10 protein-coding genes are annotated in these 12,864 nt (G+C 52.7%); 6 read left to right on the top strand and 4 right to left on the bottom strand.

Annotation, left to right across the window (positions count from 1 at the left end):
* Positions 1 to 77: 77 nt before the first annotated feature.
* Complete coding sequence (locus KRAC_RS28990) at positions 78 to 671, bottom strand: 2OG-Fe(II) oxygenase (protein WP_420795839.1); 594 nt, start codon at positions 669 to 671, stop codon at positions 78 to 80.
* Between the two features lie 332 nt (positions 672 to 1,003).
* On the opposite strand from KRAC_RS28990, the gene KRAC_RS28985 reads away from it, so the two are divergent.
* The gene (locus KRAC_RS28985; RefSeq protein WP_157507308.1) at positions 1,004 to 2,596 is read left to right on the top strand and encodes an ISL3 family transposase; all 1,593 of its coding nucleotides are present in this window, start codon (positions 1,004 to 1,006) and stop codon (positions 2,594 to 2,596) included.
* 940 nt (positions 2,597 to 3,536) lie between these two features.
* On the opposite strand, the gene KRAC_RS28980 is transcribed toward KRAC_RS28985, so the two are convergent.
* Positions 3,537 to 4,163, bottom strand: a complete 627-nt coding sequence (locus tag KRAC_RS28980) for a hypothetical protein (protein ID WP_007913503.1) — start codon at positions 4,161 to 4,163, stop codon at positions 3,537 to 3,539.
* A gap of 369 nt (positions 4,164 to 4,532) precedes the next feature.
* Between KRAC_RS28980 and KRAC_RS28975 the strand changes: the two genes are divergently transcribed.
* The 4 genes from KRAC_RS28975 (at position 4,533) to KRAC_RS73875 (ending at position 9,644) form a co-directional block, all read left to right on the top strand.
* The gene (locus KRAC_RS28975; protein ID WP_007913500.1) at positions 4,533 to 5,531 is read left to right on the top strand and encodes a hypothetical protein; all 999 of its coding nucleotides are present in this window, start codon (positions 4,533 to 4,535) and stop codon (positions 5,529 to 5,531) included.
* 846 nt (positions 5,532 to 6,377) lie between these two features.
* Positions 6,378 to 8,270 (top strand): ATP-binding protein, encoded by a 1,893-nt coding sequence (locus tag KRAC_RS28970; RefSeq protein WP_007913499.1) that lies wholly within the window; start codon positions 6,378 to 6,380, stop codon positions 8,268 to 8,270.
* A 241-nt stretch (positions 8,271 to 8,511) separates the two neighbouring features.
* Positions 8,512 to 9,048 (top strand): helix-turn-helix domain-containing protein, encoded by a 537-nt coding sequence (locus tag KRAC_RS73880; RefSeq protein ID WP_040443784.1) that lies wholly within the window; start codon positions 8,512 to 8,514, stop codon positions 9,046 to 9,048.
* Between the two features lie 68 nt (positions 9,049 to 9,116).
* Entirely contained in the window at positions 9,117 to 9,644 is a 528-nt protein-coding gene (locus KRAC_RS73875) for a transposase (protein ID WP_040445272.1), read from the top strand.
* A 175-nt stretch (positions 9,645 to 9,819) separates the two neighbouring features.
* Here KRAC_RS73875 and KRAC_RS71760 read toward each other — a convergent pair whose 3' ends face one another.
* Positions 9,820 to 9,981 (bottom strand): hypothetical protein, encoded by a 162-nt coding sequence (locus KRAC_RS71760; protein ID WP_007913498.1) that lies wholly within the window; start codon positions 9,979 to 9,981, stop codon positions 9,820 to 9,822.
* Positions 9,982 to 10,403: 422 nt separating this feature from the next.
* On the opposite strand from KRAC_RS71760, the gene KRAC_RS28950 reads away from it, so the two are divergent.
* Positions 10,404 to 10,754, top strand: coding sequence for a DUF2200 domain-containing protein (locus KRAC_RS28950; RefSeq protein WP_007913496.1), 351 nt, complete (start codon positions 10,404 to 10,406; stop codon positions 10,752 to 10,754).
* Between the two features lie 684 nt (positions 10,755 to 11,438).
* Here KRAC_RS28950 and KRAC_RS28945 read toward each other — a convergent pair.
* Positions 11,439 to 11,957, bottom strand: coding sequence for an HIT family protein (locus KRAC_RS28945; RefSeq protein ID WP_007913494.1), 519 nt, complete (start codon positions 11,955 to 11,957; stop codon positions 11,439 to 11,441).
* Positions 11,958 to 12,864 lie beyond the last annotated feature (907 nt).

The raw sequence follows: 12,864 nt of genomic DNA, 5'->3' as shown, positions 1-12,864 counted from the left end.
TATGTGTCATCATTTTAAGATACTGTAGAGCGCCGAAGAAAAAGCCCTCGCATTGATTAACTGACAATTACTACAAGCTAGGATGTGTAGTTCGGGTCTGATGAGACAGGCTTTTGCGAGTATAGATACTGATCTAGCGCTTGCTTTGATAGATTCTGATCTTTATAATTGTCAAAAGCCATAACGATATTGACACGCTCCTGTTCGCCCTGCACTGGTCGCACACTATGCAGGCAACGATTGCCGCGAAGCGCCACCATGCGCCCCTGAGCGGGTTTCACAACGATCTTCTTGCCAAAAAGCTGGCGTACCACATTCAATTGCACGAACCAGTCCAGCCAGCGTTGCAAAAAGGCCGGGCCTCTTCCTTTCAGATAGATCCTGAATAATGGATAGACCTCGATCTCGCCCCCACTTACCTCATTGAGGTAGACCAGCACCGTTACGGCATTGCGATCATAATGCCAGCGGTAGGTGCCACCAGCGGGAGTGACGTTGATGTTGACGCCCACCAGCTTATCTTTCAATGGTGTCATGTCGTCGCTACTGATTCTGCGCACGAAGTCAGTCAGTTGCCGGTAAAACTGGTCAATCTCAGGGATACCGCTTTCAATCTGTTGCCCATTGATTACTTTATAATGCAGTGGATGACCACGCACGGCACGGTGAATGAGCTCCAGATCCTGGTTTTGCTGAAGCTAGGCGACAAGATCAAGAAAATGAGTGCATTGTTCAGGAGAAACAAAATTTTCTTGAATCAGGTATCCCTGTTTGAGAAAATTTGTATGCAATTTAGGCTTCTCTGCAACTATAGACATCTACCCTCCTAATAAAAATATGCTTACGACGAAATAAGATTTCTTACGAACCAGTATACTGGTACCAGAAAACTGGCTCTTCCGCACTTTTCGTGCTGTTGATGTTGCAACCCTGGTTCGTAAATAGGATAGAAGAGAAAATTGCGCAGCGAGAACAAATCTGCACCGAGGTACACACTTTTCCCATGCTTCCTTTTTCCTTACCAGGCTTTGAAGTACAAGCGGTTTCAGAGGCAGAAGTTGGTCTCACCATTACTGCTCGTGCCACGAGCCCAATAGCTACCTGCCCGGCTTGTCAACACGAATCGTGTCATGTTCATAGTTATTACACACGTGCTCCTCAAGATCTTCCTGTCAGCGGACAAACCGTTCGCTTGCGCCTACGCGTTCGTCGCTTTCGTTGTCAGAATGGAGCATGTCGACAACAAACGTTTGTGGAGCAAGCACCACAAGTCGTTTCCCGCTACGCTCGACAAACAAGGCGACTGAGAGAGACACTCAAAGCGTTTGCGTATACACTCAGTGGTCAAGCAGGATCGCGCCTTCTCAAACAGGCTGGAATGACAGTGAGTGGAGATACTCTGCTGAGAGTCGCGAAATCAGTCGGCACCACAGTCCTCATGACACCAGAGCTCTTAGGGATGGACGATTTCGCTTTCAAACGAGGCCGCACCTATGGCACCATTCTGGTGGATTTACGAACGCATCGTCCTGTGGATTTGCTGCCTGAACGAACAGCAGATGCATTGTCCTTCTGGCTTAGAACCCATCCCGGTGTTTTATTGATTAGCCGAGATCGTTCCACCGAGTATGCACGGGGTGCCAGCGATGGCGCTCCAGAGGCGTTACAGGTCGCTGATCGCTTCCACGTTTTACAAAACCTGCGTGAGGCAGGAGAGCGAGCCCTTAAGCGCCTTCACGCAGAACTGGTCGAGCAGCAAAAAGCGTCTGGTCATCCCCAAGCCATTCACTACAAGCGTCGACGCAGCCAAACAGAAGTTGCCGCTTCCACAGTTGCCCACCTAAGGCGTCAGGCACGGTATGAAGAAGTGGTCGCCCTTTATCAACAAGGAATGAGTATTCTTGGCATTGCGAATCAACTACGAATGAGCCGGAGCACTGTGCGTAGTTTTGTGTATGCAGGTGCTTTTCCTGAGCGCGCTAATGTTCTGCGGACAAAAAGTCTGCTTGATCCATATGTCCCCTACCTGGAAACCAGGCTGAAGCAAGGGTGCCGCAATGCGCATCAGCTTTGGGAAGAACAGGTGGCCCAGGGTTTCAAAGGAAGCTACAAGGTAGTGAACCACTGGCTGGCTCCCCGACGAGAAAAACCTGGGCGCAAGCATTCTTTGCGCGAGAAAGACCTCCTGGGTCTCACAGAGCAAGAGGAAGCGGGAACATACTCTCAGCAGCCAAAGCAAGAGGAACAAGAAGAAGCTTTGGAACCAGTGGCTCTGGAAGCTCCACGTCATCTGATCTGGCTCCTGCTACGCGATCCCTCGTCTCTCAATCAAGACGAACAGCGAACGTTAGGTCTCATTCGGCAGCATTCTCTCGTGGAAAGGCTCTATCATTTGATACAGGGCTATCTCAGATTGGCGAGGGAACGGGATGTCGAAGCCTTTGATCCTTGGCTAGCCCAGTGTAGTAACTGTGATATCCCAGACATGCAATCATTTGCTCAAGGCATACAAAAAGATTATGAAGCCGTGAAAACGTCCTTGATTCTTCCTTACAGCAACGGACCTGTTGAAGGTGCGCCGTTTCGGTGCGCATGAGATCCTCTCCAGAGGAGAGAAAGGTTGAGCGTAATGGACCTTTAGGACAACGGCTAACTTTGAGGGGAAACCCGACGAGGACAACAGCATGCCTGTAAAGCGGAGAAGCCAGAAGACATGTATGGTAATCGTATCCGCAAGTCCTGGATGTATGGTGAAACTGTGTTTGTTGAACCCAAGTTCTGCGTGGCGTTCAGGTCCGCCCATCGCAGCATGTCTGACGCGATGTCATCAGAAGACGCGCCTCCCCTTCGAGGGTGCGTTACACGCTCTCTGATGAACGGCACACAATGAGTGTGAGAAGGAACGAACGGGCACCTACCCATTCTATTACGTCTTATGCGTACAAATACGGGATGGTCTAAAAGCCAAAAGGCTCAAGATCACGGAGTCTTCGTAGTACTCAAATGATCGAGGTAATGCTCGATACACGGGGAAGGAAGACAGGTTGATGTGTTCGAACGAGAGCAGGTGAGCAGGCCGTGTGATGCGTAAGTCCTTCTCAAGACGTGTTTTCACGAGCATGTTGGCTGGAAAGCTGGATGCACAGGAAACTTGCATGTCCAGTTTGGAGAGGGGCGGTTGGAAACGTGCCAGTAATGGCAACGCGCTAGCCGCCTACTCTACGGCAGGTCAATCGTTTAAAGTTTGTGAAGCGTTCTATGTTTGGCCGTGGAAGCTTTGAGCTGTTACGAAACCGCTTTTTGGAGGCGGCATGAGCGTGACATTCTGTGAGCACGAAAAGTGCGGAAGAGCCAGACAAACGGTACCACCAAACTCTCTATGTAGTTGGAGATGGCCGCAAGAAGGTAGGCTTCGAGGATATTCATTTCATAGCCTTTGCTGTCGGAGCATCGTTCCTTAAACCGTTTGGTGCGGGTGTCCGATTCCTTGAGGTCAACTGCCGTTGTTGGCGGGAGTTCACGCGTCTGTTCATAGGTCAGGGTGACGCGCTCAATGAGTGGGTGGACGCCATGTTCTGCCAGAGTGTCGCGCAGCTCTCTTCGATGTCGAGCCCGCTTGAATCGAAGTCGCCGCAATAGAGTAAGACATGTCTTGATCCGTCCCCATAACGCAGCTGTGCGTCATTTTTCATGGTTGCGCTGCTGTACCCTTTGGCGACATAGATAGGGATGCGTAGATCGGCGACGATGCGATCTAAGGCGTCAGCCATATCATCCTTTTCCACCCATATTTCAAGGCGGTGCTTTTGCAGGAGCCAGGGATCGAGGGTATAGGAAGCCATCTGGCAGCTTTCGGCAAAGTGCTGGAGGGAGGTGCCGCGCCAGCGAGAGAATGATCGCCGGCCGCTATCAATGATGCCTTCCCAGGGAAACTCGACATGTTCACGAGCCTGGACCAAGAGCGTACTGACCCATTTATACGCCTGGTCAGCGGGATCTGCTTTGGCATTTTTGGGAGAGAGGCGCAGCGCTTCGGTTGAGAGCAGAACGTAGTAGAAGTGGCGGAGCATTTGCGGGTAGCGCCCATTGTCTTCATAATCTTTCCAGATGAGATCAAGACAGGTTTGTTTGTCGGCATGCCAGAAGCAACTTGCTCTTGCCATTGCTGTGTACCTCCCTTTCTTTGCTAGGAAACACTCTATATCATCCCTTTGATTGTGACCAGGCAGACCATATTTTGTCTGGGGTTGCTGTTTGCTGAAGGAGGAGATACAGTTCGGAAGAAATTGGAGGAGTTTGGGGTGGAGAGGAGGGCTGAGGTGGTGTAGGCTTTGTGCAGGAACAAGATGGACTGGGTGCGGTTCATTTGGATGTCTTGAAGAGCCCACACTGGTGTAGAAAGAAAGGTGAGCCATGTTTGTGTTGAGTCGACGGCAGCGCCGGGTTATGATGCGTTTTCTGCAGGCGCTGGCGGTGCAGGGTGTGGTGTTGGTGGTGCGGCACTGGTTGCATTGGTAAGAAGGAGCGAAGGGATGCAGATCAAAGACGGGGTTACCTGGTATACCAAAAAAGAAGTGTTTGCTGTGGTGCATGCGCGCCGCTTGGCGCTGGACGAATCGCAGTTTGAGGACTGGCAAAAGAAGGGGATTGTGCCGTTGGGGCGCAAGGTCGGTCGAGGGCGGGGAAAGGGGGTTGAGGTCGTTTGGTCTGCGGCCCAGGTTGGATTAGTTTGCAAGGTATGTGCGCTGCGCCAGCAGCAAGGGGTGCGAGGGGTGGCCGCGCAATGTACTATTCCGGTCTGGGCCTGGCTGTACCTGGGTGAGGAGTCAGGAGTGGAGTTGACACAGCTCAGGCGGGCAATGCACACGTGGGCGCAGCGGCAGGCGCAGGAGTCAAAGAAGGAGGCGAAGGAGCGGGCGCGGGAGATGGTAGAGCTGGTAGGTAATGACACGAGTTCGGAGCAGTGGCGGTATGCGCGGCGAAAGATTGCGGAAGCCTTGTATGGAGGGAAGCCGGCAGGAGAGCAGATTGGGTTGGCGCTCTGGGAGGTGTATGCGCGGACGCGGCAAGCGAATGGGCCAGCAGAGATTGCGTTGACGCCGGAGCTGTTGGATCTGTATGAGGAGGGACGGCGCCTTGGGCGAGAGGTGCTCTTGCAAGAGAGAAAGCTTTCTGACCAGCGCTGGTGGTGGGCGCGGCATATCCAGTTAAAGGCGGTGAAAGAATATGGAGAGCAGCAGCAGCGATACAGCCAGGAGACGGCAGGGAGCGTGGTTGCAGAGGTGTTTGCGGTTGATATGGTGGGAACGTTATTGTCCTCGGCGTGTGAGGATGTGGCGATGGCGCTGGGAATGGAGGAGTTATTGCTGAAGCAGAAGGATCAGGTGGTGCGAGAGCGCTTTGGAGTGGACTGGTGGATGGAGCGAGTGAGGAGTGTGCGATTGGAGGTGAAACAGGAGGTGTCGCCGTTGGTGTTGCTGGATGGGAGTCACCCAGGAGGGTTGCGTCTGAAGGAGGTGGTGAGTACATAAATGCAGGTGTAGGTCAGGTGGGAGTGTGCCTTTCCTGAGGTTCTCGGTTCTGTCCTGGGTGCTGCTGTTGGCCTCTGTGTGGTTGTGTTGCCTTATGGTGTGTCTGGCAGGTGAGAAGAGGGAGTGTCCCGTTGGCATTGGCTTTCGAATGCCTGCGATATGGCATCAATTTGCATATAGTCAGAATTGAAGGAAGGAGGGGAGTGAGAGGAAAGGCTCGCTGTGAGTTGGGGGAGGAGGGAGGTTCATGCCGATACTGTCGTAGTCAGGATGGTGGAAGGGGAGCTGTCTGCTGGTCACTGCTGGCGCGCCGGTGAGGTCATTACTGTCAGAATTACCATAAATTCGCCACTTCCGGCGCATATCTTTCGCCAGAGTATTGAGCTTGAATGGTTAAGGAAATGCTGATTTTTCTGAAGTATAACATGGAACTCCGTCAACTTTGATGAATACTGTCTGCCTGCTTGACGTATAAACTTGCCAATTTTAATCGAGCAGAGGAAATCCATCGATCTCTCTGAAAATCGAGGCAAATTGCCAAATCTCGGCAATGATATGCATGAAATCGGTGAGGATATGGTTGCGCCCGCTCCAGGTATTGTCAACTTAAAAAATTTCGTTAATGAGCTTTCACCACTTCGATGCCACATCAACCAGAATTCTCGAGCAACCAGGGCAAGAAAAAGGGCGCAATCCCCACTTTGAGGCCTGTTTCTCTCTATAAGCTCTACAATTTCAATTAAGTTGACAATACCTCTCTTTTCTATGACGCATACAAGAACCTTAAAATAAGGTTCTTTTTCTCAGCTTGCAGAGCGATGGTGCATTTCCGAAAGGAGGTCTGTGGTGGATAAAAGCTCACACCATGTCACACAACGCAAACAGCAACAGGGTAGGACACCTGCAGGGGAATCCGTTCCTCATGCCCGCCCTTTGAGGGGAACACACAAGCGACTCAACCAGGTGGAAGCCATCTGGGAGTCTTTCCCGGAGGGTCTCATTGCGTGTGATCGTAACCAGAAGATTCTACGGATCAATGCCGCTGCTCGCAAGCTCTTTGAAGTGGGTTCCGAAGCCCGATGTCAAGGAAGAGACTACCAGCAATTTCTCACATCTTACATCCGCTCTGATGAGCAGCCACCATGCGCTCCCTCAGAGCAATGGCTGATGAACTTCGCTCTTGCCGGGATAACAGGAGCCTGTTCGCCAGCACAGGCGCTGCTGCTACATCTCCCTTCCGGGCGCACGATCTCCGTTACGGTTCGTTCCTTTTCCGCGAGTGATCAAGAGCGCAACGTGGAAGAAACCGTCTCTGTCATCCAGGAGTTCACACATTGCCGTCAGGAAGTCTCCCACCTCCAACGTGCCCACGAGGCGATGTTGAAGTTGATTGCCGCGATCGCGCAGATTCCTGAACAGATGAATCACCTCTTGCCAGAAGAAACCTTCCTTCTCTCGCCTCCGGTGCTCTTCGTAGCCCAGCAGGTGGTAGATGTCATCCGGTCTGTCCTGGATGGTCGCCGGGTGAACATGCTCGCGTTCGGCCATCGAACAGGTCATCTGTATTTTGTCGCGGAAAGTGGCTATACCGCTGAACGAGAACAGTACTGGCGAGACATTGGGGAACGCTTCAATCTCTCAGCATGGATTGGCGACGCGGCCTTCGCCCGCCTGGGTGCCAACCAGGAGGTCGTGCTTGCGAGGGATCAGTTGCACACCATTGAACGTCTCGGGAAACAACTGCCTTTTCCGGCGCCTCTTCACCCCGTGTCTTCTGGCTCCGAGACCCTCCTGTTCGTTCCTCTGTTTCTGGAGCAGCAGTGGGTTGGGATATTGACCATCATCACAGCGACTTCTAAGGGGGAGTACATGCCAGAGGAGATTGCGCTTGTGAACGCCGTCGCCGCGCAGACCATGCTGCTCCTTGAGGGCATCCACGGTCTCTCCGCCCAGGGAGAGCAACAGAAGAGAGCACTTGTCCAGCGCGAAGTGCATCGCCTGGCTGGCGACTTTCTGACCTTGGCCACGCATGAATTGCGCACCCCACTGACCGGGATCATGGGCAATCTGCAATTGGCACAGCGCCGCTTGAAAGCCTTAAAGGATCAGTTCCCGCCTCTGTCAGCCCAGATCCGCGACCAACTGGCCTCTGTTCAGCAACCCTTAGTCTCAGCTTCGCAGAGCGCCCGGCTTCAGCAACGGATGATCAATGACTTGATCGATGATGCGCGTATCCAGACCAAGACGCTCACCCTCTCTTTGAACCCGGAGGATCTGGGCACCCTGCTCAGAGAGGTGGTGGCCAGGCAGCAACAATCTGCGCCAGAGCACCCCATCGTGCTGGATGTTCCGCCTTTGGAACAAGACGTGCCCATCCTCGCTGAAGCCGAGCGGATCACGTACGTGCTCACCACCTACTTGACGAATGCACTCACCTTTTCTTCCCCAGGACAGCCCGTGGTAGTGCAGTTACAGATTGCGGATGCGCTCGCCCGTGTCTCGGTTCATAACGAGGGATCGGGCATTGCGAGAGAAGAGCTCGATCATATCTGGGAACGCTTCTATCGCGCCAAAGGCAGCGCCGTCCAGCATGAACTGGGTCTGAGTTTCGGATTGGCCCTCTATTTGTGCCGGGAGTTCATTGAACGACATCAGGGGAGCGTTGGAGTGCAGAGTGTTCCTGGTCAGGGAGCCACGTTCTGGTTTACTTTACCCATCACCACATTTCCAGGAGAGTGACACAAGCTTGCCTGCCATGTAGCTCAATCTTTATGAACCCTACTGTAGCGGTAGTTTGTTGCCTTGGGATTTCTGCTTGTTTTAAGCTCATCAGATTCTAGCAACCTAAGCTCAAACTGCAGAGGATTGATATCCAAAATCAGGCGTAGTTTCCCGAGTCAACAAACTACCGGTAGTGCTGTGTTCCTTAAGTGGGAGTAAGATAAAGAAAGGAGAGGAGACAGGAGGAAGGAGAAAGAAGATGCCAAAGATCTTACGGGCTCGTCCACCGCAAGAGGAGCAAGAAGAGCGCCGGGTCCACAAACTCGCAACCAGTCGACATGGTCCTGCTGATTGGATCCTGCATGCTCGCATGGTGATGAGCAGTTGGGAAGGGCACCAGGTTAACGAGATCGCTCGCGACCTGCACTGTAGTGAACAAACCGTTCGCCGACGTCTGCATCGTTTCAATGTCCAGGGTTTTGAGGGATTGGGCGACCAAAAGAGAGCAGGACGCCCCCGACGTCTCAGCGTGGAGGATGACAGCCGGATCCTTGCCCTGGTGCGTCAATCTCCCCCTGGAAAACTGGAGAGGCTCTCCGATGGGAGCTTGGATGTCCGCGATGAGCAAGGGTCGGCTCAATGGAGCCTCAATGCGCTCGAGCAAGCCGCCCAAGAAGCAGGGATCACAGTGAAACGGAGTCAGATTCGCCGTATCTGTTTACGCGAAGGCGTCCGCTGGCGCCGCACCCATAGTTGGAGCAAGAGCGATGAGAAGGAGTTCGCCCCAAAAGGGTAGCAGTCGTCAGCCATTACACCACACCCCCTGAGGGCTCGACGACCATCTGTGCCGATGAATGAGGACCAATTCTGCCCCGGAGCTTTCCCCCAGCGCCAGGATGGTCAGCGGATGGGCACCGGATAAAAGCGCCTCTAGAGTACAGTCGAGGGCTTGAGAAGACCTGGATCTATGGAGCCTTACGCGTGCGCGATGGCAAGGAGCTGACCCGGTGTGCTGCTTCGCGCAATTCCAAAGGCTACATTGCTCTGCTGAACGATATCGAGGCTGACAATCCGAAAGGAGATATCTTCGTGGTCAAGGATAACCTGACCAGTCACCTGAGCGCCGAAACCAACGCTTGGCTCGCAGAACATCCCCGCATCCACCAGATCTTCATTCCAAAAGGCGCTTGCTGGCTCAATCTGCAAGAGGGCTGGTGGAGGCTCTTTCGCCGCGATGCGCTGGCTGGACAGAGTTTTGCCAATCCGACCGAGATCGACCAGGCCAGGAGCGTGGCTACGGCGCAACTGAATGCGCGTGCCAAGCCCTGGGTCTGGGGACGGCCACCCAAGTCGCCTCGACATCGTCGCCATCTCTTTTGTTACAGGATTTAAGGAACTGAGCAGTAGGTTGCATAATGCACCCGTCTCTCGGATTACGATCACATCAAAGGAGTTAGGGAAGGCTGGTTCTGCGGAGCCGGGAAGAAGAGATAGGGAACTCCGATCATTGTATAGTAAACCAGCAACGCGCTCCTGACGCTACCATCGTCAAATGGATACTTGAGGCTTAGGTGGTTTTCAAAAGCCCTGCCTTGCGCAACGCATCCTGAACATTCCATTGGTTCGGATACCACTGCACGGGTTTTTCCCTCCCCTCTTTCCCGCGTAGTTCGCACTTCATGACTACCCAACAGTAGCCATGAGGGTCATAATGAAGTTGAGCAAGCATCTCCATTGCCTCTTTTGCTGGTATTGTCAACTTAATTGAAATTGTAGAGCTTATAGAAGAGAAACAGGCCTCAAAGTGGGGATTGCGCCCTTTTTCTTGCCCTGGTTGCTCGAGAATTCTGGTTGATGTGGCATCGAAGTGGTGAAAGCTCATCAACGAAATTTTTTAAGTTGACAATACCCTTCAAATGCGGATCGGGCTCAATCATTTCTGTAAATTCCTGCGGTGTTGTTCAGTTTTTGCCTGTTCCACACGTATATGTAGGAATTGCATGAACGATAGTAGGACTATTCTGTGGCTGATTCTTCCTTCAAAAAAGAGGAGGTTAGCCACAGATGTATCAAAAATCCGTTCGCGTCATTTCCACATGTACCATATATCCGTGCTAGAATAAGGAAAATCTTTGAAGGAAGGAAGGTATCATGGCAGGACATCGGATCTATACAGTGAGCTTTGCAAGTGTCTATCCCATGTACGTTACAAAAGCGGAGAAAAAAGGACGCGCGAAAACAGACGTCGATGAAATCATTCGTTGGCTGACAGGATATAGCCAGGAAGAGTTAGAAGACCAACTGGAAAAACAAACAGACTTTGAGACCTTCTTTGCGGAGGCTCCTGGGCTGAATCCTTCGCGGGCTTTGATTAGGGGTGTGGTTTGCGGTGTCCGAGTGGAAGACATCAAAGAACCAACTATGCAGGAAATTCGCTACTTGGATAAGTTAATCGACGAATTAGCAAAAGGAAAAGCAGTGGATAAGATTTTGCGGAAATAATACATCTTCAGATATTAGCCTCGGACAAAGAAAAAATCCGTTCGTGTCATTCCCACATGTACATCTACGCGCCTCGACCATCTGCAGATCTTCGCTAGAGCAACACTTTTCAGATCAGAAGCAGATGGAGATGGAGCGGTAGACTCCATAGTTCAAGCTATTTTGTGCTTGTGAATTTACCAAAACGAAAGTGGTCAACCCGCTTTTTGAGCCGCGTTGGTCGGCAGTAACAGACGAGCTGCTCAAGTGGGTGGGCAAGTGCTTACATCGGAGGGCCAAACTCGCTCATGTCGCAAGTCATTTACCATCCAAAACAGTCCACGTCCACTCCAATGCAAAGCCCCACGCTCCCCAGGGAGCGTGGGTGTCCCTTGGTGCGTCTCAGGACGCGTGCCGTGTCAAGACGACGCAGGTCTCACCAAAGCTGTCGATACTTTTCCCCAGAGGAGAGACGCGTTTCATCTCCAACTCTATCCTCTGTACAGAAGAAGACACTGGTAGCGTGAGTGTGATGGCCAGTTCCCCGGGAGGGGAGACGCACGCTACGGCCTGAAGCTCGAGCCATTGCGGAGCGTCTGCGTGTCGCCCTGGAGCCAGAGGGGTTGCCTGGCTCACGAGATGTGCAATGAGCTACGTGCAAGGAATTGGACGGGAAGCCCCAGGACGCGCTGTGAACTGGAGAAATCAGTTCGAGGGAGGGGGCATTGGGGAAGGACTGAGTTGCTCCATAGCCTGGCGAATGGAGCGAGCCAGTGAGGCCATTTCCTCATTTGGAATGGCGAGCACCCCTTTTGAGGAGTCAAGAGCAGCGGTTTGCTGAAGTTCATAGGGAACACCTGGAGGCAAGGGAGCAACGTGCCAATGCACATGGCGATTGCCTTGTTGACTGCCAAGTGTTTGAATGTAGAGCCATTCCGTCGGCACCACCCGTCTGATCGCTTCAGCGACCTGATAAATGAGCTGCTGAAGCTGGAGGTACTCCTCCAGAGTGAAGTCCCCGGTGGCTTGTTCGCGGTGTTCTCGTGGAGCGACCAGCGTGTAGCCATAGAGCGAGGGGTATTTGTTCAAAAACACAATGGCGCTCTGATCCTCATAGATCACATGATGAGGATTGGTGCCCGCCACCAGTTCACAGAGAAAACAGGGGCCTTCTTTCACGCGCTTTTCGTAGGCGCCGATATCAAAGGGATGCTTCTCAACCATGTAGTCTCCTGAATAGGTCATGAATGGTCTTGTCACGTGACTCCATTGTACGCACCTCAACCATTTTTTGCAAGAAAGGCCCAGCGAAGACGCTCCCAGGTGAGCCATATCGCTTGAATCTGTGAACCATTTGATGGTGCTTGATTGATGCTGGTGCGCTATACAAGTGTTTTGAAGTGTTTTATACTACAGACCAAACCCCACACATCTGTTGGGTGTGATCCATGTTTTTGGCGAAAGAGTAAGTCCTTGTGGCTTGCTCTTTTTTTCTCGGAGCGCTTTTTCCTGGGGAAAGCGGGTCACTCTTCTTGCGGTCTTTCCCATTGATGCTTTCTGTGCTCTATACACCCCGTTGTAGACGCAACGAGGCCCTCCTGACGCTCCCCAGCGCTGGGAGATCTCCGATCTGCTGGGTGGATCTGGCGCACCTGGTTCCAGATCCATGAAGTGCTTTTGTGCATGGCTCATTCTGGCGCTTGCCTACTGTCTGCTCCAGCGGGATCGTGGTCTAGGCTCTTGTCGAGTGTGCTGCAGTAGTCTGACTCCTGTCAGACCGAGTGGGTGCTGACGTGTATTTCTCCAGGATAATCTGGCGCGCACCAGCAGCACTGCTCACCGTTTTGAAAGAAGACAGAGACGAGTGACTGCGTCCACGCCCAAGAGAGGAGGAATCTTGAAGTGAGCGAGGAGTGGAATTGATGGAGTTCTCGCCAAGAGGAACGTACGGTATGCGCCTGGTATCGTCTCCTCAGAAATGGCAAGGCGGTGATGCGCGGGTGCTCCGGATGTGGTCTATGCCGGGCGCCTGGTGCTGGTGGGGGAGTGCAGAAGAGAAGGGTGGATGGAGATGGGGGTGAGGTGAGTGAGAGGCGAGAAGAATGAAAGGGTGACAGGGAAAAGAGGGCAG

Origin of the sequence: Ktedonobacter racemifer DSM 44963, from assembly GCF_000178855.1 — a bacterium.
Taxonomy (GTDB): domain Bacteria; phylum Chloroflexota; class Ktedonobacteria; order Ktedonobacterales; family Ktedonobacteraceae; genus Ktedonobacter; species Ktedonobacter racemifer.
The sequence above is the reverse complement of the archived record's forward strand: the minus strand, read 5'-3'. Positions and strand labels throughout refer to the sequence as shown.